Raw genomic sequence first — 25,918 nt, forward strand, 5'->3', positions numbered from 1 at the left:
TATTGAGTAAAGGTATAAGATTTTTAAAAATACCGAAATTAACTATTTGGTTAAATTATTTGGTCAATATAAATATTTAATCTAATTTTGACCAATTGGTTAAATTAAACAGTTAAACAAATTTCGCAATGAACGACCTTAAAAAAGACAATACCGAAGAAAAAATTCTGATTGCCGCTCAAAATGTATTCATCGAAAAAGGAATGGATGGAGCCCGAATGCAGGCCATTGCCGACGAAGCCGGAATCAACAAGGCCTTACTTCACTACTATTTCAGGACAAAAGAAAAACTATTTAATGCGATTTTCATAAAAGTATTCTCGCAAATTTTCCCGAACCTGATGACAATGGTTCTTTCTGACTTACCGCTGGAAGAAAAACTTGGCGCTTTTGTTGAAACCTACATCGATATGCTGCAAAAAAATCCGTTTCTACCCACTTTTATTTTAAAGGAAATGAACCGGAATCCCGATTTCCTGGCAAGTGTAATCAAAGGTAGCGGAGTAAATCCGCAGGAAATATCCAATATGTTCAAAAAGGAAATGGAGGCCGGAAAAATCAAGCGGATGGATCCAAGGGAAGTTCTTATAAACATTATCGCGCTGAGCATTTTCCCGATTGCTGCAGGGCCACTCATCTCCGTTATGTTTTTTGAAAATGATAAAACCGCTTACAACGAATTCATTGAAAAGCGGAAAAAAACAATCACCGAGTTTGTATTAGATTCAATTTTATTAAAATGAAGAAGCTGATCATCTTATTATTCTTACCCGTACAATTTGCTTTTGCACAGAATGAGGTTTCGCTGAACGATTGCTACGGCTGGGCCCGCGAGAATTACCCGAATCTGAAGCAGGCAGAAATATGGACGGAAATTACTTCGCTTAAGAAGGAGAATAACAAAACCAACTACCTGCCAACCGTAACGCTGAACGGTCAGGCCACTTATCAATCGGATGTGCCCCACATTGGCATTTCGCTGCCCAATGTATCAATACCAACAGTAGCGAAAGACCAGTACAAAGCCTATGCTGAAGTAAAGCAAAGTATCTGGGATGGTGGAATTACACAAGCAAACGCTGAGTTGGTAGATGCAATTCTGCAAAGTAATCTTAGCCAGGTGGAAGTGGAGGTGTACCAACTAAATGAGCAGGTTTCGCAAGCATTTTTTACTGCGCTTGCGGTTGAAAAGCAAAAAGAAGTGCTGGCCCAACAAAAGAAAGTGTTGCAGGAAAAACTAAAAAAGGTTGAATCGGGTGTCAGAAACCAGGTGATTGAAAAATCGGCTGCTCTGCAACTGGAAGCAGAAATCCTGAACCTTGATCAAAATGATTTACAGTTGGATGCAGCAAAAAAAACGGCTATCCGAATGTTATCCGTTTTAACCGGAAAAACCATCCCCGATGACTCAAAACTTTTGCACAACTCTGCCCCGGTTGAATTTAACGGAGAACTAACGCGGCCCGAACTGGCGCTTTTTATGGCTCAAAAAAACCAATTGGATAAACAGTCGGATTTTCTTTCCAAAACCCGGAATCCAAAACTTTTCGGATTTGGACAGGCAGGTTACGGACGCCCCGGATTAAATATGCTGAACGATAAATTTGACTCCTACTACATGGTCGGTGTTGGTATGTCGTGGAACGTCTTCGACTGGAAGAAAACCAATCGCGAAAAACAGATGCTCGTGTTGCAATCCGACAGGATCGCTCTCCAGGAAGAAACATTTAATCAAAATATTCAGTTGCTGATTGTTCTGCAGAATGAACAGATTAACAAGCTGGAAAAATTGATGGAGACCGATTCAAAAATTGTAGCACTACGTACTGAAATTGCACAAACATCCGCCTCAAAGCTGGAAAACGAAACAATTACAATATCAGATTATATCCAGGATGTGCAGGCCGAAACCATTGCCAAACTGAATCGGGAACTTCATCAAATTCAGCTGAACGAAGCCAAAGAGAAGTATCAACTTATTCTGGGAAAAAACCTTTGGTAAGCAGTCGCAGTTTTCAGTCACAGTTCTCTATTGCAGTTTTCAGGAATAATAAAAAACAAAATAAATCAGGATAATATGAAACGAAATTTATTAATGATATTGATTTCAGTCGTGCTCTTCGGTTGCAGCAGCAACGACGAGAAATCGGACGCTTTCGGCAATTTTGAAGCCGATCCGGTAATTGTTTCTTCCGAATCATCAGGTAAAATTCTACAGTTAAATATTGAAAAAGGTCAGAAGATCGACAAGGATTTTATTTCGGCTGTGATCGATACTGTTCAGGTTCATTTAAAGCTCCAGCAGCTGGAGGCACAGAAAGCAGCTGTGGTCGCCAAACGTCAAACGATTCAGTCGCAGATCGGTGTTTATGAAGAACAGATTAAAACCCTGAAATTAAATGAGGAGCGCGTGGCAAAAATGGTAAAAGACCAGGCAGCCACACAAAAACAACTGGATGATATTAGCGGCCAGATCAGTGTTATTCAGAAGCAGATTGAAAGTACCAAAACGCAGTTTGTTTCGGTGAACAAAGAACTGGAAGTATTGGAAACCCAAAAGGTAACTACTGAAGATTTGCGGGACAGGTGTACTGTTAAATCGCCTGTGAGCGGAACAATCCTGGAAACATATGTGGAGCAGGGAGAACTGGCTACCCCCGGGAAACCCCTGTTCAAAATTGCTGACCTGGATGTTTTGACACTAAAAGTTTATGTAAGCGGGGCACAACTCCCAAATGTCAAAATCGGCCAGAAAGTAAATGTTCTGATTGACAAATTGGCAACTGAAAATCAAACACTTTCAGGACAAATTACCTGGATTTCTTCGGAAGCAGAATTCACGCCCAAAATCATTCAAACAAAAGAAGAACGGGTAAAACTGGTTTACGCGGTAAAAGTGGAAGTGAAAAACGACGGAACATTAAAAATTGGAATGCCGGGAGAAGTGAGTTGGCAAGCCCCTCCCAACCTCCCCAAAAGGGAGGAGTAATTCTAGAAAGCGCAGATAATTATTCAATGAAAAATGAACAGATAAAAGTTTCAAATTCCCCTCCTTTGGAGGGGTTAGGGGAGGCTATGATAGAAATAAAAAACATATCAAAATCCTACAACGACATCCAGGCACTGAAGGAGATTTCACTTACCGTTGAAAAAGGCGAACTGTTTGGGTTAATTGGTCCTGACGGCGCCGGAAAAACAACCCTCATGCGCATTTTGATGACGCTGCTTCTGCCCGATTCTGGAGAAGCAAAAATGGACAATCTGGATGTAGTGAAAAACTTCAAAAAGATAAGACATATTGTAGGTTATATGCCGGGACGTTTTTCTCTGTACCAGGACCTGAGTGTTGAAGAAAACCTCAACTTTTTTGCAACCGTATTTGGGACGACAATTGAAGAAAACTACGACCTCATCCGCGATATTTATTATCAGATTGAGCCTTTTAAAACCAGACGGGCCGGTAAACTTTCGGGCGGAATGAAACAAAAACTAGCCTTATCCTGCGCACTCATTCACAAACCCAAAATTCTGATACTGGACGAACCAACAACGGGGGTGGATGCGGTTTCGAGAAAGGAATTCTGGGAAATGCTGAAATCGTTGCAGCAAAAGGGAATTACCATTTTGGTTTCAACACCGTACATGGACGAAGCTTCGCTTTGCGATCGCGTTGCACTGATTCAAAAAGGAGTTATGCTAGATGTGGATTCACCCTCCCGCATTACCGAAAAATTCCCGCGAAAAATCATCCAGGTACATTCCGAAGAAATGTTCCGGCTGATTCAGGATTTAAGGTCATTTCCCAAAGCGGAATCAGTATTTGCATTCGGGCAGTTTGTGCATTTTACAGGCATCGATGACGAGGTGGAAATAACGGAACTGGATAAATTCCTGACCAACCGGAAACACACCAATATTATTGTGGAAGAGATACATCCCGGAATTGAAGATGTGTTTATGAGTATGAGCCTCCCCTGCCCCCTCCCAAAGAGGGGAACTGAAAAACGACTCTTAAGAAAAGAAGTAAAATACAATGCACGACAAACAACAAAATAACGATCTTGCCCCCTTTGGGGGAAATCCCGGAAGGGAAAGGGGGCCAATAATAACAGTCAGGAATCTGGTGAAGAAATTCGGATCGTTTATAGCAAACGACAACCTCACTTTTGATGTGTACAAAGGGGAGATTTTCGGATTCCTGGGAGCAAACGGCGCCGGAAAGACAACAGCCATTAGGATTTTGTGCGGCCTTTCAGCACCTACTTCAGGCGAAGTAAAAATTGCAGGTTACGACATTTATAACGAGACAGAAAAAATCAAAAAGAATATCGGCTACATGAGCCAGAAATTCTCGTTATACGAGGACCTGACCGTTTCTGAAAACATACGATTGTATGCCGGCATTTATGGAATTCCGCTAAAAAAGGCAAAAGAAAAAGAAGCAGAACTTCTTGAAAAACTGGAAATGAGTGACGCCCGAAAAAAACTAATTGCCGGACTACCACTCGGCTGGAAACAAAAGCTCGCATTTTCGGTAGCCATTTTCCATGAACCGAAAATCGTATTTCTCGACGAGCCCACCGGTGGAGTGGATCCGGTTACGCGAAGAAAATTCTGGGATCTGATTTACGAGGCTTCAAATAACGGAATTACAGTGTTTGTAACCACTCATTACATGGACGAAGCAGAATATTGCAACCGGGTTTCCATTATGGATGCCGGAAAAATTGAAGCGCTTGATACCCCCAAAATGCTAAAGGAAAGGTACAGTGCAAAGAATATGGATGAGGTGTTTTTAAAAATAGCAAGATAGCTGTGAGCTGCAAGCCTCTAGCTGCGAGCCTCAAGAAAAAAAGCTTGAAGCCAGAAGCTAAAAACTAAAAATATGAAACAACTAAAGTCATTTATACAAAAGGAATTTTACCACATTTTTCGTGATCCGCGAACGATCATGGTACTTTTCTTTATTCCCATTGCACAGCTTTTGATTTTTGGTACCGTTATCAAAAACGAAATACAGGATGTGCACATCGCCATTTACGATCAGGCGAAAGATGAAACCACCCTGAAAATTACCAACAAGATTCTCTCTTCGGGCTATTTTATTCTCGACAAGAACCTTGAAAACATCAACGATATAGAGTCGATATTCAGAAAAGGGAAAGTAAAAGAGGTAATTGTTTTCGAAAGCAATTTTGGTGATAAACTCATAAAAGAAGGCAAAGCGAACTTGCAACTGATTGCCGACGCATCGGATCCGAACATGGCCCGACTGGCCATTTCCTACACTTCCGGAATTATAAATGACTATGTAAAAAAAATGCACCCAAATCTTCAGATGCCCCTGCAAATCGAGCCGGAAATTCGCATGTATTTCAACGAAGAAATGAAAAGCGCTTATATGTTTGTTCCGGGAGTAATGGCACTGATCCTGATGCTGATTTCTGCCATGATGACCTCTATTTCCATTACCCGTGAAAAAGAACTGGGCACCATGGAAATTTTACTTATATCTCCCTTGCGCCCAAGTCAGATCATCGTCGGGAAAGTACTTCCCTATTTATTGTTGTCGGTTGCCAATGCTTTTGTAATTGTGCTGATCGGACATTTTGTATTTGGAGTTCCGGTACTTGGAAGCTTTGTTCTTTTGATGCTCGAAACCATTCTCTTTATAACAATGGCGCTTTGTCTGGGCATCTTTATCTCGACAGTTGCCAAAAGCCAGATGGCAGCCATGTTTATCTCAATGATTGTACTGATGCTACCCACCATTCTTCTTTCCGGTTTTATTTACCCGATTGAGAATATGCCAAAAGTACTGCAGGTTGTCAGCCATATTATGCCGGCAAGGTATTTCATTTCAATTGTTCGTGCCATCATGTTAAAAGGTACGGGACTTCTGTTTGTATGGAAAGAAACAGCGGTTCTAATCGGAATGACCTTATTTTTTATTGCACTAAGTGTGAATAAGTTTAAGATTAGACTAGAGTAGAATAGCTAAAAGAATTAAGCTACAAGCTGCAAGTAAACATGAATAATGAACCTTAAAACAAAATAGGATGAAAGACTTTAAAAATCTCAAAATTTGGCAAAAAGGAATCAATCTCGTAGTTGATATTTACCAGACATCTCAAAATTTCCCAACAGAAGAATTATACGGTCTGACATCTCAGATGAAACGTTCAGCTGTATCAATACCATCAAATATTGCAGAAGGTTCCGGAAGAAATTCAGACAAAGATTTTAGCAGATTTCTTGATATTTCCTTGGGATCATCATTTGAGCTTGAAACACAAATCATCATTGCGCACAAGCTATCATTCATTAACGACGAGAAATTTAAAGAACTGACTGATGATATTCAGGAAGAACAAAAAATGATTACAGGTTTACAAAAAAGTATAAAATAGGCTTGTAGCTTGAAGCTAATAACTTGAAGCTTTAATTATGAAAACAATTAAATACATATTACAAAAAGAATTCAGGCAGATTTTCCGTAACCGCACCATGCTGCCGATGATTTTTGGAGTGCCTTTGTTACAAATGCTGGTGCTGGTTTTTGCAGCCACCTTCGACATGAAAAAAATCGACATGGTCGTGGTTGACAAAGATCTCTCGGAAACCTCACGCGAACTAATTGCCAAATTCGATGGCATTCCCTTTTATCATCTTGAAACAGCTGTTCCGGATGCGACGTTTGGAGAAGAAATGCTGCTCACTGACGATGCTGATGTAGTATTGGTCATCCCTCCCAACATGGAGAAAGACCTGGTACGTGACGATAAAGCGCAAATTCAGCTGCTGGTAAATGCCATCGATGGAAATACCGCGCAACTCATATTTTCATATTCATCCCAAATTATCGGAAACTTCAATAAAAATCTGATTGCGGAATGGAAAGGATTGCCAAAATTCACTCCACCAACTGAAGTCACTATAACAGAAAACTACTGGTACAACTCCGAGCTTGATTACAAATGGTACATGGCGCCGGGGATTCTAGCCATTCTGGTTACCATTATCGGAATGTTTATGTCGGGCATGAACCTGGTGCGCGAAAAAGAAATTGGCACTATCGAACAACTTAATGTAACACCAGTAAAGAAATACCAGTTTATCATCGGAAAGTTGGTGCCATTTTGGGTAATCGCCCTTTTCGATCTTGCCTTCGGATTATTCATTGCCTGGCTGGTTTTTGATCTGCCGATTGTCGGAAGTCTATGGCTTTTGTTTGGGCTGGCCAGCGTATACCTCATCAGTGTACTCGGACTTGGTTTATTTATCTCCACTGTTACCGACACTCAGCAACAGGTCATGTTTATCAGCTTTTTCTTTATGATGATATTTATTTTGATGGGTGGAATTTTCACACCGGTAGAAAGCATGCCACATTGGGCTCAAATGCTCGACCGGGCAAACCCCATTTACTACTTCATGCGGATTATGCGGCATGTGGTGTTGAAAGGCTCCGGATTTTTCGATTTGCTCCAGGAATTTGTTTCATTACTCATTTTGGGAACTACTTTCCTAAGCCTGGCTATCTGGAGATACCGGAAGACTTCCTGACAAAGTAGATATTTAGGATATAAATCAAAAGTTAAAAGATCACTTCTTCTAAATCGACTTAACAAAACGAACATATAATCAAAATACGGATCTTATTCCTAAGGATATTATTTCTATCTTTGCACCATCTAAAAATTTTGGATGTTTAAAATTAATTCGGATCTGGTGAAGTAAATAACTCCGGGTAATAATCAGGAGTTATCACTTATTTTATCCGGGCATATTCTTGCCCCGGACTATTTTCATTTTATATATTTTCTAACAAACACGAAGCAATAATAAAATTAAGAAAATAGAATGCTTCGGGTACCAATTAATTTTAAATACCATGAGTAACGAAATTAAATCAATTCACGAGTTTGACTTAAATATCATCTGCGAATATTACGCCACTGTGGAAAGACAGGGTCCGGGTAGTCCGGAAATTACCTTAAAAGCTTTGAGTTTCATAGAAGGGCTTACACCTGAATCGCGTATCGTCGACATAGGCTGTGGAACAGGCGGACAAACGATGACACTAGCTAAAAACACCTCAGGACAAATCACAGGAGTTGACTTATTTCCCCTGTTCATTCAGCTTTTTAACGAGAACGCACAAAAAAACAACGTTCACGACAGAGTGAAAGGTGTAGTGGGTTCAATGGACAATCTTTCTTTTCAGAACGAGGAGTTAGACCTTATTTGGGCTGAAGGATCGATTTACAACATTGGCTTTGAAAGGGGAATTAACGAATGGCGCAAATTTCTCAAACCAGGTGGTTACATCGCAGTATCGGAAGGAACGTGGTTTACCGACCACCGTCCGCAGGAAATCGAAGATTTCTGGATGGATGCTTATCCTGAAATTGACACTATCCCGCAAAAAGTAATGCAAATGCAGAAAGCCGGATACATTCCTGTTGCAACCTTTATTTTACCCGAAAACTGTTGGACGGATCATTTCTTTGCACCGCAAGTTGAAGCTCAGAAGAATTTTCTGAAAAAACACGCCGGAAGTAAACCTGTAGAAGAGTTTATTGCTAACCAGCGGCACGAAACCGTGTTATATAATAAATACAAAGCGTTTTACGGTTATGTTTTTTATATCGGCAGGAAGATCTAAACCACTGAATTCCTGATTTTCACAAATAAAATTGTGTCGAACTCCTGCCTTTCCGGATGAAACAAACCGGCAAGGAAGAACAGGAGTTCGTCCATCGATTTTAGTCCTTACTGTCCGTTTAAACTTTCCGTTTCTCCCCAACAAAAAACAAATTATAGAAAGCCACTCTACTTCTTGAGAAATCATTCGTATTTTGGGCTTTCTAAACAACTTTATATGGAAACCAGCAAAAAGATTTACATTTTTCTGATTCTTGTCATCGCAGTGATTGTGTGTATTTATGCCCAATCGATCATCATCCCGTTTGTGCTTGCCATTTTGTTCTGGTTCCTGATTCGGGTGATCAAAAAGCTACTTTCACGAGTAAGATTTATTGGCCGCCTGCCAAGATGGATCCTCACGCTTTTTTCATCGCTGGTATTGATCGGCTTTTTGGTTCTCACGGTTACCATGATTTCAAGCAATATCTCCGAATTATCAAAAACGCTTCCGCAATACGAAGCCAACGTAAAACAAATCACCGCAACTATCAACCAGACGTTTAATATTGACCTGGTTTCGTTACTTGGCGATTTCTCGAAAGACATAAAATTCGGAACCATGTTATCGTCGTTGCTTTCAACGCTGACATCGCTGTTTGGCAACGCATTTACGGTGTTGCTTTACCTCCTCTTTTTGTTGCTCGAAGAGCCCATTTTCCCAAAAAAGTTGAGGGCCATGTATCCCGACGAAAAAAGGTACCAACACATGAACGAACTGGTGAATAAAATAGATCATTCGATTGGAAATTACATCGCACTGAAAACACTTACCAGTATCATGACCGGTGTGATGAGTTACGTCGCACTTCTGCTTATCGGTGTAGATGCACCGCTCTTTTGGGCTTTCCTGATTTTTGTACTGAATTTTATCCCCACCATCGGTTCGCTGATCGCGACAGCTTTCCCTACACTTTTTGCGGTTTTGCAATTTGGAGAATTGGGTCCCGGCTTGTGGGTTTTGGCCGTGGTTGGTGTCATCCAGATGGTAATCGGAAACGTGGTGGAACCTCGCCTGATGGGTAATTCATTAAACATCAGTCCGCTGGTGGTTTTCCTTACACTGGCCATTTGGGGCATGATCTGGGGAATTTCGGGGATGTTGCTCAGTGTTCCGATAACTGTAATCTTAATCATCATTATGTCTGAATTTCCGGGAACAAAGCCCTTCGCCATTTTACTCAGTCAGAACGGAACGGCAAACGACACACAATAGAATTTCCTACTTCAAACAATCAAATCAAACTAGTTGGCTTTCAGTTCCGTTGGTTTGATTATCGGATAAAAACAGCAAACTCAGTTATCTGAATCATCCTGTTTTTTGCCCATTTTATTGTACCTTCAACTGATTTTTAACAGAACGAAAAAACGCATTCATGAAAACATTGTCACAATTAGAACCGCAACCGCTGTTCAATTATTTCGAAGCGATTTGCCAGGTGCCGCGGCCGTCAAAAAAAGAAGAAAAAATCAGGCAATTCCTGCTCGACTTTGCCTCGAAAAACGGGTTGGAAAGTAAAACCGATACTATTGGCAACGTGCTGATTTTGAAACCGGCGACTCCCGGAAGAGAAAAAACACCAACGGTAATTCTGCAAACTCATATGGACATGGTTTGCGAAAAAAACTCTGACAAGGTTTTCGACTTCGATAACGATGCCATTGAACCCATGGTAGTAGATGGATGGGTAAAAGCCAACGGTACCACATTGGGTGCCGATTGCGGCATTGGAATAGCCGCTCAGTTGGCGGTGCTGACTTCCACCGACATTCAACACGGCCCGATTGAGTGCCTGATCACGGTTGACGAGGAAACCGGTTTATCCGGTGCCTTTGCGCTGCAACCGGGCTTTTTGAGTGGCGATATTTTACTCAACCTGGATTCGGAAGACGAAGGCGAACTTTTTATCGGTTGCGCCGGTGGTGTCGACACCCTGGCTGTTTTCAGTTACCAGCCGGAAAAAGTCCCCACAGGTTCGGTAGCTTTAAAAATCTCCGTTTCCGGACTACTCGGAGGACATTCGGGAGATGACATTCATAAAAACCGCGGGAATGCCAATAAAATTCTAAATCGCTTTTTGTGGAAGTTCTCCAATGCGTTTAACGCCCGGCTTTCCGATTTTAATGGAGGAAACCTGCGGAACGCCATTGCCCGTGAGGCTTTCGGAATTGTAACCATTCCTGCAGGTCAGCAAAAAGATGTGCTTGCAGCTTTTGAAAATCTTTCTTCAGCTATTAAAAATGAATTTGAATTTGCGGAAAGCAAGCTTCAGATCAAATGCGAAGATGTTAGTATTCCAGAAAGCGTGATTGACAGCCAAACACAATCGAACCTGCTGAATGCGATTTATGCCTGTCCGCACGGCGTGCTGGAAATGAGCTCGCGCATGGACGGAATGGTGGAAACATCAACCAATCTGGCCTCTGTAAAATTTCAGGAAAACCATCAAATTGTAGTGACGACCAGCCAGCGCAGTGAACTGGAAAGCCGGAAATACTATGCCGCAGAGACCATCGAAGCGGTTTTCAAACTGGCAGGCGCAACGGTTAGTCATTCCGATGGTTATCCGGGCTGGGCTCCCAACCCGAATTCTGAAGTGTTAAAGATTACCGTGGATTCCTACAAAAAACTATTCGGCACCGATCCCATCGTGCGCTCGATCCATGCCGGTTTGGAATGTGGTTTATTCCTCGAAAAATACCCGCATCTCGACATGGTTTCGTTTGGCCCCACCATTCGCGGAGCCCATTCGCCCGACGAACGGCTGGACATTGAAACCACTGGCAAATTCTGGAAACACCTGGTGGATGTATTGGGAAACATTCAATGATTTGCCTGAAATAAAACCGAATTTCATAATGCGCTTAGCGGCTTAAAGCCGCCAGGCGCTTATTCCATATATTGAAAAACCTTATTTACCAACTCCCAACCACTTCAATAATCTAAAATTCAAACCCTTTTATGGTAGGTCGGGCAAGTTTTCCGCTTAATTCCAAAACGATTACATCGTCTTCTCGCGGAACATCTTTGCCCACATACTGTTCAAAAGTCTTCAGCATCTCTTCCAATTCGGGCGCCAGGTTTTTTACTTTTACGGTTGCCTCTTTTATCGCAGAATTGGCCGGATTTAACGGATCCATATCCACATCGGCAAAAACATCCGCGTCCAGTAAGGAGCTTTTTATTTGAGTATTTGTTATGCTTAGTTTTTTATCGTTTAATCGATAATTGACATCCAGCTTTTCAATATCAAAATTATTGAAGGATATTTTCGACCGGGATGCACCCTTATTTTCCTTTCCTCCACTATTGTGTACACTTAAGTTTACAACCTCCAGTTTCATTTCACCTTCCGGAAAACCTTTATTCGCGAATAAAACCGTTGAATTTGTGTCGAACCGCAGTTTATCCATGCTAAATTTCCCCTTATTCCCATTTTTATCTTCCCATTCAAAATCTTTTGGATGCAAAATCAAGCTGGCCTCCATTTTAGTTCTTTCGGGCATAAAATCCGACATGCCTTTCCCATCAAATTTAAAAGTCGCGTTTCCCGTGTAGGAAAGAACCGGCGATTTAATCGAAAATTCCTTAATATCCAGTTCTCCCGAATCGGCCATATAAACAATTGTATAACTTCCCTTATCAATCTCAGTAAACTGATTCAGCAATTCGGAAACCGCGGGCTGCTTGTATAAATCACCGGGCATATGAGCTTTTAATCCCGAAAATGAAAGTTGCAGTTCTTGATTTTGATCAGGAAAACGTTCTGCCAGATTTTGAAAATCAGCTTTTGTCAGATGCCCGTTAAAATCGATTGTGATGTCATCAAGCATGGCCAGTAAAACGGAATCATTTCTCAGAATTTCAGGCTGAACCAGGGTTAATCCAAATGAATTGATCTCTTTAAATTCGGTACTATCCAGCATACTAAGTGCCTCACCATACGGAATATCAATGGCTATAGTTTTGCATCGAAACATATTTTCTCTATTCAGGTCAGAAACTGAAACATCGATCATTTTCACCTTTGAAAACAGTGGATTTACTTTCACTTTAGCATAACTGACTGATACCGGAGCTTCGCTTTGCGAAATTTTAGCCTTTAGTTGTGTATCAATCTCTTTGGCTATTTTGTTCCCGTAAATTCCGTTAGCGACAAAAACGACAACAATCAGAATAATGACAACGGGCAGAATGATTTTCTTTTTCATAAGTTAATCTTGGTTTTTGAGTGTTTTTTGAGTTTATGTTAAAACTATAACAGGCAATTTACAGAATAAAATAATACTGATCATAATAAACATTCATTTGCCAGCACATACACTAAAACTACCAATCCATGCATTTTTAGTACCTCCAAACGAGAATTCATTACACCGAAAGGACGGTCAAAAGTAGAAAATCGTAACCCACAAACTACCGGTTTTTAACAAAGTTGCTTATTTTTAAAGTACAATACGATGATTTGCATGATATAAACCAGAAACAAATGAAACGAGCATGTTAAACAACTACATCTTAGAGAATTATTAAAAATACACACGAGTCCCGTCCGTCAGCTGACGGGCCGTTGAAAACAAACAATTTTAATAGTATGAAATGAGCATGATAATGAGATTCACACCAAACTACATGATTAAATCTCATGCGAATTCCATCTGTTACCGTGTAAAGATTAAAAATTTAAACAGATGAAAAAACCAGGAATCTTTCGGACGCCCCTCATTCTTTCAATAATTTTCATGACAATCATTGGAGTGTCGTGCCGGATGGAAGATACTTTTCCGGACGGGACAGTGATTCCCGCCTGGTTGGCCGATACAACGAAAACCGATCCCATTGGCCTGGGAAGAAGATATTACATCAGCGACGCCGGCGCCATTGGTGACGATTTCACCATGAACACCAAAATCATTCAGCAACTCATCGACAGTGTTTCGTCGAGTGGAGGTGGAGTAATTGTGTTCACTCCGGGAGTCTACAAAAGCGGGGCGCTGTTTTTCAAGCCCAATACGCATTTGCGTTTGGAGATAGGCGCTGTGCTCAAGGGTTCTGACAATATTGAAGATTACCCCATACAAGCATCGCGGATGGAAGGCCAAAACCTGGATTACTACCCGGCACTGGTAAATGCATACAAAGTTCCGGGCTTCACGATTACCGGAGCAGGGACGATCGACGGAAACGGGAAAAAATACTGGGAAGCTTTTTGGCAACGCCGACAGGAAAATCCTCAATGCACCAACCTCGAAGTTTCGCGGCCACGACTGGTTTTTATCCGCGAATGTGATGATGTGAGAATTGAAGATGTACATTTGGTAAACTCAGGGTTCTGGACGGCACATCTTTACCAGTGCAATCGCGTTAAAATACTCGGCGCTTATATTTTTGCACCACGCGAGCCCATTCCTGCACCAAGTTCAGATGCCATCGATCTGGATGTTTGCTCCGATGTGTTGATCAACGGCTGTTACATGTCGGTAAACGACGATGCCATTGCGCTAAAAGGCGGGAAAGGACCGTGGGCCGATAAAGATCCCAACAACGGACCCAATACAAACATTTTGATTCAAAACAACACCTTTGGATTTTGCCATTCAGCGCTTACCTGCGGAAGTGAATCGATTCACAACCGGAACATTATCATGCGCGACTGCAAAGTGGAGGACGTTGCACGTTTAATTCATTTAAAAATGAGGCCGGACACGCCACAGTTGTACGAATACATTACGCTGGAACGGATCACGGGAAGTGGTGACAATTGCATCTACATTCGACCGTGGACTCAGTTTTACGATTTGAAGGACCGCAAAACACCACCACCATCGGTTTCCGAAAATATCACCTTCAAATACATTACTATGAAGGTTAAAAGCTTTACCAAAATCGGGATGACCGAAAACGACCACCTCAAAAATTTTACTTTTGAAAACATGACAATCGACGCAGAAGATCCTCAGATAGAAACCTCGGTTTTTGAAGGACTGAAAATGAAAAATGTAGTGGTAAACGGGGAGCTTGTGAAAGCCAAATAATCTTAATCCGGTTTATTGAAATAAAGCGAATGCAAGATACATTTTGACTTTCCAGAGTTATTTCCCGGAACCATCCGGATTTGCAAGGTATGCTTTCTGTTTTTCAAGCCGGATTCCAGCGTGAAATACCAAAGTTTGTTTTCAGAAGTCCTTTCGCTCTTCAAATCGAGTCGTTCCCAATCGGCCTCATCCACACTAAACTCCATTGCACCTTCACTCCGTTCTGAAACCGAAATGCCCACAGCATTTCCGCTGAATTGAAATTTAACGATTTTACCGGGATACTCCCCCACCAAAACAGCTCCTGCTATACCATTGCCGGTTACTGATGGGGAATTCTCAATAAAAGTCCATCCCTTAATAGCTTTGGGAGGTTGCGGCGCTACAAAAACGGGATCAGAAAAAACAGTAACATCCACTTTTCCCTGATCTTGTGCTGATGCATGAAAGAGACAAAACAACGTCAATATTGCAAAAACAAGCTTCTTCATACCATAATTTTATTATTTCCACTCCGTCAGGGCACGCACATCTCCCCTTCCCGGTGAAGGATACTCCATCATGATTTCGCCAACATAAAAGAAACCGAGTATTTTCTGTCCCGACTGAATGTCGAGTACCTCATCAAACAACTCCATAAAACCGGGTGTTGCCCAAAATGCGCCCAGACCTTTTTCGGTAGCCGTTAACCACATGTTTTGAACCGCAATCGATACTGCCGCAACTTCTTCCCACTCGGGTAATCGCTTAGAAGGATCAAATTGAACGATAATAGCAATAGCAACCGGCACTTTCTGCAGGTTTCCCACAAACTTGGCAATTTTATCTTCTGCAACCGGGTAACCTTCCCCATGTTTTGCTTCCAGAATCCGGTGGCAATCTTCCGCCATTTTTTGCTTCGACTCCCCTGTGTAAACTTTAAAACGCCAGGGTTCTGTTTTCTTGTGGTTAGGCGCCCACGAAGCATTCTCCAGCAGCTCTTCAATGACTTCCTTTGAGATCTCTTTTTTCATCAGCATCCCGGGAGGTGTAGCCCTTCGTGCCTTTATAATTTCAGAAATAGATTTGTAATTCATAATAAAGTTAGTTGAAAACAGAAAAACACAGTACCCGTGAAAAAGTTGTATAAAAAAGACAAAACATCACCCGGTCAGGACCTTTCTTTGCCCAACTATTTCCTTGTTCAACTAACTGAATGAATATTACCCGAATGAAACCTTAAGCTGGCTTGTCTGAGCCCTTCTTTTCCTCGATTTCTTTAGCGTATCCCAGAATTTTAAACATATCCTGCGCCGATTGCTCATTCCGGTAAACAAAGTCGATAATGTTTCCTTTCTCGTCGCGATCGATAATTACGTGCTTCGGAGAAGGAATCAGACAGTGTTTAATACCGCCGTAACCGCTAATGGCATCCTGATAAGCTCCCGTGTGGAAGAAACCAACGTAAAGCGGTTCTTTGTCGTTATCGGAATACGAAGGCAGCAAAACCTCCTGGTTAAAGTCTTCAGAGTTGTAGTAATCGGAGTGATCACAACTGATACCGCCAATGTTTGCCCGCTTGTATTCGTTGTTCCATTTATTGATGGGCAGAAGGATAAACTTCTCGAAAATCGACCAAGCATCCGGGATGGTGTTCATCAAACTGTTGTTAATGATGTACCAGCTTTCTGTATCGTTTTGTTGTTTTTGCTCCAGCACCTCAAAAATAATCGCACCGCTTTCGCCCACAGTATATTTCCCGAATTCGGTAAAAATATCAGGCTCCGGAAGATTTTCGTTCTCACAGGCGGTTTTGATGTTCGACACAATCTCCTTGATCATGTACTCGTAATCGTACTCAAAGCCAAGGTGGTTACGAATAGGAAAACCTCCGCCCAGGTTGAACGAATCGAGGGTATCGCACTGCTTTCTCAGGTCGATGTACAACTTCAGCGCTTTCTGGAATTCACCCCAGTAATAAAGGCTGTCTTTGATTCCCGAATCAACAAAAAAGTGAAGCATCTTTAATTCGATGTTCTTCTTTCCTTTAATGCTTTCATTGAAAAAATCGAGAATTTGGGTATTACGAATTCCCAAACGTGAGGTATAGTAGGCCGACTGCGATTCTTCGTTGATCGCCATTCGGATACCGATTTTTACTTTTTCACCGTTAGCCAGTCTTTCAATACGGCTTAACTCGTTGATACTGTCGAGTACGATGATGTTGTTTTTAAAACCCAGCTTTTGCAGCGAAAGAATTTTCGTCAGGTATTCCTCGGTTTTATAGCCGTTATGAACGATGATACGGTTCTTGTCGATTTTCTTTTCGTGAAAAAGGTACAGAATCAGATCGATGTCGTACGAAGAGGAAGTTTCGAGGTTTACGTTATGTTTCAAAGCCTCGGCAACCACGTGCGAAAAGTGGTTACATTTGGTACAGTAACAATAAAAATACCGCCCCTTGTAGTTGCTCTTCTTTATGGCTTTATTAAAAAGGTTACGCGCCTTTTTGATTTGATCGCCAATTTTAGGCAGGTATATGAACCTAAACGGCGTTCCGTATTTTTTAATCAGATACTTTAAAGAGATGCCGTGAAACGTCAGGTAATTGTCTCTTAAATCAAAGCCTTCCTGCGGAAAGTAGTAGCTTTGTTCAATCAAATCAAAATAGCTATTCTTCATTCTACGTAACCATAAAGAGTTTATTCGTTTTTATTTTGACCGCAAATTAAATCATTTTTTTCCGAGAAATATTATGTGAATTCTTAAAAATTGAAAACTGTAGATTACAATCGGAAAACACGGCCTCACACAAAGATAAAAACCTGATGTTCAGCACAAAATAAAAACAACCAAAACTTCACATTTCATATTTCAATAAATCGCAGCCTCTTCATTCCCGGTTCAACTTCAGCTACATTTTAATTCCATGTCTAATTTATGCTATTCATTCAAAAACAGATGAATTTGGCATTAAAAAAAATATTTAATTTGCCCCCTGTTGGAATAAATCGTGAGGATCATTCCGGCATTCAACTAAAGTTCAGTATTTTTAAAGGAATTTTTAAAACAGGAAATTAAAATGAGTAAAGTATTAATAATCGGAGCCGGGGGTGTTGGCCGTGTTGTTGCCAGTAAATGCGCCGACAATCCGGAAGTTTTTTCAGAAATTTTGCTGGCCAGCCGTACTAAATCGAAATGCGATGTAATTGCAAAAGAAGTGGGGAAAGGCCGGATTCAAACTGCGCAACTCAATGCTGACAATGTAGCTGAAACAGTTGCCCTGATTAAATCTTTCAAACCGGAACTCGTTATTAACGTGGCGCTTCCTTACCAGGACCTGCCTATTATGGATGCTTGTCTGGAAACCGGCGTTAACTATCTTGATACCGCCAATTACGAACCCAAAGACGAAGCCAAATTTGAATACAGCTGGCAGTGGGCTTACCACGACCGCTTCAAGGAAAAAGGAATTATGGCAGTACTGGGTTGCGGTTTCGACCCGGGAGTAACCAGCATTTACACCGCTTATGCAGCCAAACATCATTTCGACGAAATGCATTATCTCGACATCGTTGACTGCAACGGCGGAGACCACGGTAAAGCATTTGCCACCAATTTCAATCCTGAAATCAATATCCGCGAGATTACGCAGAACGGCCGCTACTGGGAAAACGGCCAATGGGTGGAAACCAAACCATTTGAAATCAAGAAAGCCTTGAATTACCCGAATATCGGCGCACGTAATTCGTATGTTCTTTATCACGAAGAGCTGGAGTCGTTGACGAAAAATTTCCCGAGTTTGAAACGTGCCCGTTTCTGGATGACTTTTGGCGACGAATATTTAACTCATCTTCGCGTAATCCAAAACATTGGCATGTCGCGCATCGACCCTGTTAAATACAAAGGAGTTGACATTATTCCGCTGGAATTCCTGAAAGAAGTACTTCCAAACCCGGGCGATCTGGGCGATAACTACACCGGCGAAACTTCGATTGGTTGCCGCATTAAAGGGATTAAAGACGGACAGGAAAAAACCTATTACGTTTGGAACAACTGCAGCCACCAAAAAGCTTACGAAGAAACCGGAACACAAGGCGTATCTTATACAACCGGAGTACCGGCCATGTTAGGCGCCATGATGGTGCTTACCGGAAAATGGAAAGGTGAAGGCGTATTTAACGTTGAAGATTTCGATCCGGATCCATTCATGGAACGCATCGGAGAATTCGGACTTCCGTGGCAGGAAGAAATAAACGGCGATCTGGAACTTTAATTAAGATAGAAGCTTCGAGCCCCGAGTCAAAAGCTTGGGGCTTTTTTCTCTCCATTCTGAACAAATATACTTTTGCCTTTTTACTTTACACTTTTAAATTGAAACATTGAACTACCAAGAAATTCCTTCCCCGGCTTTTGTGCTGGACGAAAAATTACTGAGGAAAAACCTCGAACTCATTAACCGGGTGCAAAACGAAGCCGGGATTGAAATTATCCTTGCATTTAAAGGTTTTGCCATGTGGAGTGCATTCCCTCTGGTCAGAGAATACCTGAAAGGCGCCACTGCCAGTTCGCTCAACGAAGCACGGCTTTGTTTTGAGGAAATGCAGACACGGGCGCATACCTATTCGCCGGTGTATCTCGAAAAAGAGTTTGACGAGTTGATGGACTACAGCAGCCACATTGTTTTTAACTCCTTCAGGCAATTTGAAAAATACTATACCAAAACCACTCAGGCCGACCACAAAATATCGTGTGGAATTCGTGTAAATCCGGAATTCTCGGATGTTGCCACCGATCTTTACAATCCAAGTGCAGCAGGCTCACGATTGGGAGTGGGCATCGAAAATATGCCCGAAGAACTGCCCGAAGGAATCGACGGAATTCACTTCCATGTGTTGTGCGAATCGGATTCGTTCAGTCTGGAAAGAGTGCTGAAAAAATTCGAAGCCAAGTTTGGCAAATACCTCCACCAACTGAAGTGGGTAAACATGGGCGGCGGCCATTTAATGACACGGAAGGGCTACGATCACGAACACCTGATCAAACTGATGAAAGCTTTCCGCGAAAAATACGATGTAAAAGTTATTCTGGAGCCGGGAAGTGCCATTGCCTGGGAAACCGGGGTGCTTGTTTCCACCATTCAGGACATTGTGGAACACAAGGGCGTAAAAACCGCCATCCTGGATGTTTCGTTTACCGCACACATGCCCGATACCCTGGAAATGCCTTACCGTCCAAAAATAATCGGCGCAAGCGAGCCTTCAGATGAAAGCAAATATCTTTACCGCTTAGGTGGTGGAAGTTGTCTGGCCGGAGACTTTATGGAAGCGTATGATTTTGGCCGCGAGCTAAAAATAGGCGAACAATTGGTGTTCCTTGATATGATTCATTACACCATGGTAAAAACCACGATGTTCAATGGGGTGAATCACCCGGCGATTGCTATTTGGACTGAAAACGATGAGTTGAAAATTGTTCGGAAATTTTCTTACCACGATTTTAAATCCCGGCTTTCGTAAAACCAATAAAACAATCAAACCAAAACCAATGAAAACCGCTTTTATAACCGGACTACTATTTGTTTTTAGTCTTCAGCTTTTGGCGCAAAAGGATACCAACGAACGTGCCCAATGGTTTACCGATGCCCGATTTGGAATGTTTATTCACTGGGGACTTTACAGTGCTGCGGAAGGTTACTGGAAAGGTGAAAAACTCCGTCACGCAAACGATTATGCTGAGTGGATTTATTACCGGAATCAGATCAACCGCGACGAATATGTGCAATTGCTCGATCGTTTCGACTGGGACAGCATTGATCCGGAAAAGTGGGTGATTCTGGCCAAAAATGCCGGGATGAAATACATTACCATCACGGCCAAACACCACGACGGATTTGCATTATGGGACAGCCAGGTGAGTGATTATGACCTGGGTGATCATACTTCTCCCAAACGTGATATCATTAAGCAAATGGCGGTAGCCTGTAAAAAACACGGCATTAAACTCGGACTTTATTATTCGCACTGGGTAGACTGGGAACATCCCGGAGGCTGGGATCACAGCAAAGAAATTTACAACATCAGTGCAGAAGAATACGACCGCTACTGGCAGGAAAAGGTAATACCGCAAATACGCGAATTGCTTACCAATTACGGTGAAATATCTCTGATCTGGTTCGACATGTGGATCAACCACTCGCAATCGATCGTTACCAAAGAGCAGCTCGTACAGCTAAAAACCATGATCCGCGAACTTCAACCCAATTGTTTGGTCAATTCCCGACTTGGGTTATCCATGGAAGAAGATCCCGACATTGATTTTAAAACACTCGGCGACAATCAACTGGGTGACAAGAAAGAAGACTTTCCGTGGCAATCGCCCGGCACCGTAGCACATTCGTGGGGTTTTCATTCTTCCGACACGCAATGGAAATCAACCTCATCGTTGCTAAAAGCACTGATTGGGAATGCCAGCCTCAACGGCAATTTCATGCTCAATATTGGTCCACGCGCCAACGGAGAAGTGCCCTTCGAAATTTCTCAACGCCTGCTCGAAATGGGCGAATGGCTAAAAGTGAACGGTGAAGCAGTTTATGGCACCCAGGCTTTTGATTTGAACAAAGAGCAGCACGATTGGGGAAAGATCACGTGTAAACAACAAGACGATGTATTCAAACTTTACCTGCACGTTTACAACTGGCCACTGAACAAAAAGCTTTATTTGACCGACGTAAGCGGAAATCCGGAGAATGCCTATCTTCTGGCCGATAAAAACAAAGCATCGCTGAGCTTCTCCCACAACAGTGTTTACACTGAAATTTCGTTACCCTACGACCAGCCCGATCCGTATGTTTCGGTGGTAGTGCTCGAATACAAACAGCGCCCTGCAACGGTAGACGGCATTGTCGCCAAAACCGTTGATGGCGGTTACTCCCTGCTTCCGGGAAATCAAAGTCCAAAACCGCAAAATGTTGAAATTGTAGCTCCATCGAAATACGAAACGATACCCGCACATGTGATGGTCTCCAAACCAGAAACCTTCAAATGGAAAATATTTGTGGATGAAGCGGGAGAAAAAAAAGTGGATGTTTCCTATAGTTTTCAGGGAAAAGACACAAAGGGAAAGATCTCTATTCTCGCATCCGAATCAACCCTTGAAGAAAACATACACCCCACCGGACTAACCGTAGGTGAACCAAACGAAAACTGGCATGTAGAATCTTACAAATCGCACCGGTTCGGCAGCATTCATTTTCCGGAACCGGGCCTTTATGAAATAGAAATGCAAGTAGAACCAGTCGCAAATGAACCGCTAAATTTCCAATGGATATGGATAAAATAAGTCCTTCGGAGAACAGACCAGTTATCAACAATTGTTAATATCTCCGGTTGATTCAAGGTGAATATAAACCATTGTAAATCACTTGCTTTTTTCGCTTTTCGTTGTAAATTTGAAATATCAGGTGAGCGATAAATGACCGCCGGAAATTGTGGAAAAGGCAAAAGTTTCTTAGCTGAATCCGGAGCCAATTCGAACCGACCTTCGGGACGGCACAATGGAAAGCCGAAGTTTGAACAAGATAATCTGGAATGTCAAAGTTCAGGCAATCATCTGAGAGAATTTCCAGAAGTTCTTTCAAGATTGGGTCTCCAGGCAGAATGCCAAAAAAACCTCGGTTTTTTCAATGCAGCACTGCTCAGTACAACCGGGAAACCGAAGTTTACTGATGAACCTGTACAAATCCGCAAGGAAGAAGACAGGAAGACACTGTAGACACTTCGTTCAGGAAGGTAAACGCGAATGCCGAATGAACTACCCAAAGGTTCAGCCGTAGAAAGCTAAACCGGGAGGTAAAGGGTCAGGGTTTGTTCGAAAGAACAAGCAGCGGCCAGTCGTAATAACCGTAGCCTGGCACCAACGACAACTTCGGTTGTCTGGAAGTGGATGGGAACTATTTGTCAAAGAATAGTTCCCATTTGTGTTTTTATACCCCTGCTAAAAATCGAAACCAAACATTCTTACTACATTTACTCCGATTAATAAACGAAGTATGATTCCATCGATAGAAAGACTTAAACATACCGATTCCGGCAACTTTTTCCTGATGGCCGGCCCATGTGCCATTGAAAGTGAAGAAATGGCAATGGAAATTGCAGAGAAAATAAAGACCATTACTGATAAACTTCAGATTCCCTATATTTTTAAAGGGTCGTACAGAAAAGCGAACCGGTCGCGCATCGACTCATTCTCGGGTATCGGGGATGAAAAAGCCCTGAAGATTCTTAAAAAAGTAGCTGACACTTTTGATATTCCGGTGGTAACCGATATTCACAGCGCAGAAGAAGCAGCCATGGCAGCTCAATATGTGGATGTGCTTCAAATTCCGGCATTTTTGTGCCGCCAGACTGATATTCTGGTAGCAGCGGCCCAAACCGGGAAAGTAGTAAACATAAAAAAAGGCCAGTTTCTTTCGGCGGCAGCCATGCAATTTGCGGTCAATAAGGTAATCGATAGCGGAAATACTAAAGTTGTCCTTACAGAACGGGGAACAACCTTTGGTTACCAGGACCTGGTGGTGGATTACCGCGGAATACCTGAAATGCAGGCTATGAATGTTCCGGTAGTGATGGACATTACGCATTCGCTGCAGCAACCCAATCAATCGAGCGGTGTTACCGGAGGCAAACCCGAATTAATAGAAACAGTGGCACGTGCAGCAATCGCCGTAGGTGTTGATGGCATTTTTATTGAAACACACCCGAATCCGGCTGTAGCAAAATCGGATGGCGCCAATATGCTGAGACTGGATTTACTCGAATCACTTCTGACCAGGTTAGTTGCCATCAGAAAAACGGTGAACGGTTTTAGATAAAAATCATTAAAACTTACTGTATGTTTGATCGAATCGCCAATGAATTGAACACCTTGCTCGTTGAATGGGAGAACAAACTAATTCTTCTGTCCGAAGAACAAGTTTCTGTACCCTGTAACGGACAAAGTCGAAACATCCGCCAGATCGTGGGACACATGGTCGATTCTGCCTCAAACAATACACACCGAATCGTTCATCTGCAATACAACGAAATACCGCTGATATTTCCGAATTATGCAACTCACGGAAACAACGACCGCTGGATATCGATTCAGAATTATGAAAATGAAAATTGGGAAAACCTCGTAAATCTCTGGAAATATTTGCACCTGCATATCATTTATGTCATTCAGCAGATCAATCCGGAGAAATTGCAGAATGAATGGGTGGCCGATAAAGATCAAAAAGTAAGCCTCCGGGATATGGTCGATGATTTTCCGAGACATTTCAGATTACATCTTTCAGAAATTGAAGAACTACTAAAACCTGATAAAAAATGAAAAACAGAAGATCTTTTTTGAAAAAAGCAGTAGCCGGAGCAACACTGGCCGGATTATTACCATTTGTAAAAACAGCCTCGGCCGGTGAAGTTAAAATAAGCGGTGCGCTTATCCACCACGTTTTTTTCTGGCTGAAAGAACCGAATAACGAAGCCCACAAAAAGCAATTGGTGGCTGCATTGCAGGAATTGCTAAAAGTAAAAACCATCAAAATGAGCCATATTGGTTTTCCGGCAGGCACTGAAAACCGTGATGTGGTAGATCATTCCTATTCCGTTTCGTACATGGTTATGTTCGACGACCAGGCCGGGCAAGACGCCTACCAGGTTGATCCTATCCATTTAAATTTTGTGGAAAAGAACCAGCATTTATGGAACAAAGTTGTGGTCTACGACTCGGTAGATAAACCGATCAAATAATTCCTTTCGCTTAGTGAAAGAATAGATAGGCCATTAAGATAGCCGCAACAATACCGACAAAATCCGCGAACAATCCGCAAACAACTGCGTAACGGGTGTTTTTGATTCCCACCGAACCAAAGTACACGGCCAGAATGTAAAAAGTGGTATCGGTGGCCCCCTGAACTGTACTTGCAACGCGCCCGACAAAAGAATCGGCTCCGTAAGTGGTCATGGCATCCACCATCATTCCACGTGCGCCGCTTCCGCTAAGTGGTTTCATTAGTGCAGTTGGAAGCGCTGCAGAAAAGTCGGTGTTCAGTCCCATTTTCTCAAAAGTCCACGAGAATCCGGAAACTACCCAATCCATTGCGCCCGATGCGCGAAAAACACCAATGGCAACCAAAATCGCCACGAGGTAGGGAATAATCTTCACTGCTGTTTTAAATCCGTCTTTGGCCCCGTCGATAAAAGCCTCATAAACATTTACCTTTTTAAACAGTGCCATCAGAATAAAAACAACGATCACCGAGAACAAAATAAAATTACTCGCAATGTTGGATATATTGGTTATCGCCTCCTGATCGAGCTTCGAAAAATACCAGATTATTCCGCCAATAATGGCGGTTAGTCCTCCCAGATAAGAAAGGATGACTTTGTCGAGCAGATTGATTTTTTGGTAAAACGCCACAGAAATCAAACCGGCAAGCGTTGAAAAATAAGTTGCCAGCAAAATCGGAATAAATATATCGGAAGGATTTACAGCCCCGAGCTGAGCCCGGTAGACCATAATACTGATAGGCAAAAGAGTAAGTCCCGAAGTATTAAGTACCAAAAACATAATCTGCGCGTTTGAAGCGGTACTTTTATGCGGATTGGTTTCCTGCATTTCCTTCATCGCCTGAAGCCCCATGGGCGTTGCCGCGTTATCGAGATTTAGCATATTCGCAGCAATGTTCATCATGATGGAACCGTGTGCCGGGTGTTCTTTCCCCAATTCCGGAAACAGCTTATTAAAAAAAGGCCCGATCAGCTTTGAAAACACATGTACAATTCCACCTTTCTCCCCTATTTTCATGATTCCCATCCAGAGCGTCAGCACGCCGGTTAATCCAAGTGAAATTTCGAACCCTGTCTTGGCCATATCAAAAGTGGCGGTCACCATTTCGGGGAAAACACCAGTATCTCCCATAAATATCAACTTGACCAAACCAATAACAAACGCAATTAAAAAGAAGAATATAAAGAGGTAGTTTAAAGCCATACGGTTTATTGTAAATTCTCTGACATTGTATGCGGATGAAGATAATTATCTATCCCGTCAATTCATCGTAAAAATAGAAATCTCTTGCTCATAAAACAAAGAATTCCATTCTCCCTTCTCTATTTACATGATTAACATTCCATGACAAGTTAAACCTTCAGCA

23 protein-coding genes are annotated in these 25,918 nt (G+C 42.2%); 18 read left to right on the plus strand and 5 right to left on the minus strand.

Annotated elements, in window-relative coordinates:
- Positions 1-128: 128 nt before the first annotated feature.
- From MR764_RS03510 to MR764_RS03560, 11 genes are all read left to right on the plus strand, one after another.
- Positions 129-743: a TetR/AcrR family transcriptional regulator gene (locus MR764_RS03510; RefSeq protein ID WP_247978006.1), complete on the plus strand. Its 615-nt coding sequence runs from the start codon at positions 129-131 to the stop codon at positions 741-743.
- Positions 740-2,002: a TolC family protein gene (locus MR764_RS03515; protein WP_247978007.1), complete on the plus strand. Its 1,263-nt coding sequence runs from the start codon at positions 740-742 to the stop codon at positions 2,000-2,002. The genes MR764_RS03510 and MR764_RS03515 overlap by 4 nt, the downstream gene beginning before the upstream one ends.
- Positions 2,003-2,077: 75 nt before the next feature.
- On the plus strand, positions 2,078-2,989 hold the full coding sequence (locus tag MR764_RS03520) for an HlyD family efflux transporter periplasmic adaptor subunit (protein ID WP_247978008.1): 912 nt from the start codon (positions 2,078-2,080) through the stop codon (positions 2,987-2,989).
- A gap of 86 nt (positions 2,990-3,075) precedes the next feature.
- Entirely contained in the window at positions 3,076-4,056 is a 981-nt protein-coding gene (locus tag MR764_RS03525; protein WP_247978009.1) for an ABC transporter ATP-binding protein, read from the plus strand.
- A complete protein-coding gene (locus MR764_RS03530; protein ID WP_247978010.1) occupies positions 4,034-4,813 on the plus strand; it encodes an ABC transporter ATP-binding protein in 780 nt (259 codons plus the stop codon). The genes MR764_RS03525 and MR764_RS03530 overlap by 23 nt, the downstream gene beginning before the upstream one ends.
- A 72-nt stretch (positions 4,814-4,885) precedes the next feature.
- Complete coding sequence (locus tag MR764_RS03535) at positions 4,886-5,992, plus strand: ABC transporter permease (protein ID WP_247978011.1); 1,107 nt, start codon at positions 4,886-4,888, stop codon at positions 5,990-5,992.
- A gap of 67 nt (positions 5,993-6,059) precedes the next feature.
- A complete protein-coding gene (locus MR764_RS03540) occupies positions 6,060-6,410 on the plus strand; it encodes a four helix bundle protein (RefSeq protein WP_247978012.1) in 351 nt (116 codons plus the stop codon).
- A 37-nt stretch (positions 6,411-6,447) separates the two neighbouring features.
- Positions 6,448-7,566: an ABC transporter permease gene (locus tag MR764_RS03545; RefSeq protein ID WP_247978013.1), complete on the plus strand. Its 1,119-nt coding sequence runs from the start codon at positions 6,448-6,450 to the stop codon at positions 7,564-7,566.
- A 328-nt stretch (positions 7,567-7,894) separates the two neighbouring features.
- Entirely contained in the window at positions 7,895-8,668 is a 774-nt protein-coding gene (locus MR764_RS03550) for a class I SAM-dependent methyltransferase (RefSeq protein ID WP_247978014.1), read from the plus strand.
- A 216-nt stretch (positions 8,669-8,884) separates the two neighbouring features.
- Positions 8,885-9,922 (plus strand): AI-2E family transporter, encoded by a 1,038-nt coding sequence (locus MR764_RS03555; protein ID WP_247978015.1) that lies wholly within the window; start codon positions 8,885-8,887, stop codon positions 9,920-9,922.
- Positions 9,923-10,082: 160 nt separating this feature from the next.
- The gene (locus MR764_RS03560) at positions 10,083-11,537 is read left to right on the plus strand and encodes an aminoacyl-histidine dipeptidase (protein ID WP_247978016.1); all 1,455 of its coding nucleotides are present in this window, start codon (positions 10,083-10,085) and stop codon (positions 11,535-11,537) included.
- A gap of 112 nt (positions 11,538-11,649) precedes the next feature.
- Here MR764_RS03560 and MR764_RS03565 read toward each other — a convergent pair whose 3' ends face one another.
- Positions 11,650-12,918, minus strand: a complete 1,269-nt coding sequence (locus MR764_RS03565) for a hypothetical protein (RefSeq protein WP_247978017.1) — start codon at positions 12,916-12,918, stop codon at positions 11,650-11,652.
- A gap of 531 nt (positions 12,919-13,449) precedes the next feature.
- On the opposite strand from MR764_RS03565, the gene MR764_RS03570 reads away from it, so the two are divergent.
- A complete protein-coding gene (locus MR764_RS03570; RefSeq protein ID WP_247978018.1) occupies positions 13,450-14,742 on the plus strand; it encodes a glycosyl hydrolase family 28 protein in 1,293 nt (430 codons plus the stop codon).
- A 2-nt stretch (positions 14,743-14,744) separates the two neighbouring features.
- On the opposite strand, the gene MR764_RS03575 is transcribed toward MR764_RS03570, so the two are convergent.
- The 3 genes from MR764_RS03575 to MR764_RS03585 all read right to left on the minus strand — a co-directional run bounded on the left by MR764_RS03575 (position 14,745) and on the right by MR764_RS03585 (position 17,403).
- The gene (locus MR764_RS03575; protein WP_247978019.1) at positions 14,745-15,233 is read right to left on the minus strand and encodes a hypothetical protein; all 489 of its coding nucleotides are present in this window, start codon (positions 15,231-15,233) and stop codon (positions 14,745-14,747) included.
- Positions 15,234-15,245: 12 nt separating this feature from the next.
- Entirely contained in the window at positions 15,246-15,818 is a 573-nt protein-coding gene (locus MR764_RS03580; protein WP_247978020.1) for a nitroreductase, read from the minus strand.
- Positions 15,819-15,960: 142 nt separating this feature from the next.
- On the minus strand, positions 15,961-17,403 hold the full coding sequence (locus tag MR764_RS03585; protein WP_247978021.1) for an arginine decarboxylase: 1,443 nt from the start codon (positions 17,401-17,403) through the stop codon (positions 15,961-15,963).
- A gap of 400 nt (positions 17,404-17,803) precedes the next feature.
- Here MR764_RS03585 and MR764_RS03590 point away from each other — a divergent pair, with 400 nt between their 5' ends.
- From MR764_RS03590 to MR764_RS03615, 6 genes are all read left to right on the plus strand, one after another.
- Complete coding sequence (locus tag MR764_RS03590) at positions 17,804-18,997, plus strand: saccharopine dehydrogenase family protein (RefSeq protein WP_247978022.1); 1,194 nt, start codon at positions 17,804-17,806, stop codon at positions 18,995-18,997.
- Positions 18,998-19,103: 106 nt separating this feature from the next.
- Positions 19,104-20,240: a carboxynorspermidine decarboxylase gene (gene nspC, locus MR764_RS03595; RefSeq protein WP_247978023.1), complete on the plus strand. Its 1,137-nt coding sequence runs from the start codon at positions 19,104-19,106 to the stop codon at positions 20,238-20,240.
- 28 nt (positions 20,241-20,268) lie between these two features.
- Positions 20,269-22,062 (plus strand): alpha-L-fucosidase, encoded by a 1,794-nt coding sequence (locus MR764_RS03600; RefSeq protein ID WP_247978024.1) that lies wholly within the window; start codon positions 20,269-20,271, stop codon positions 22,060-22,062.
- A gap of 709 nt (positions 22,063-22,771) precedes the next feature.
- A complete protein-coding gene (kdsA, locus tag MR764_RS03605) occupies positions 22,772-23,593 on the plus strand; it encodes a 3-deoxy-8-phosphooctulonate synthase (protein ID WP_247978025.1) in 822 nt (273 codons plus the stop codon).
- A 20-nt stretch (positions 23,594-23,613) separates the two neighbouring features.
- Entirely contained in the window at positions 23,614-24,093 is a 480-nt protein-coding gene (locus MR764_RS03610; protein WP_247978026.1) for a hypothetical protein, read from the plus strand.
- Positions 24,090-24,512 (plus strand): Dabb family protein, encoded by a 423-nt coding sequence (locus tag MR764_RS03615; RefSeq protein ID WP_247978027.1) that lies wholly within the window; start codon positions 24,090-24,092, stop codon positions 24,510-24,512. The genes MR764_RS03610 and MR764_RS03615 overlap by 4 nt, the downstream gene beginning before the upstream one ends.
- 10 nt (positions 24,513-24,522) lie before the next feature.
- Here MR764_RS03615 and MR764_RS03620 read toward each other — a convergent pair whose 3' ends face one another.
- A complete protein-coding gene (locus MR764_RS03620) occupies positions 24,523-25,755 on the minus strand; it encodes a spore maturation protein (RefSeq protein ID WP_247978028.1) in 1,233 nt (410 codons plus the stop codon).
- Positions 25,756-25,918 lie beyond the last annotated feature (163 nt).

Origin of the sequence: Maribellus sp. YY47 (assembly GCF_023111095.1) — a bacterium.
In the GTDB taxonomy this organism is placed as follows: domain Bacteria; phylum Bacteroidota; class Bacteroidia; order Bacteroidales; family Prolixibacteraceae; genus Draconibacterium.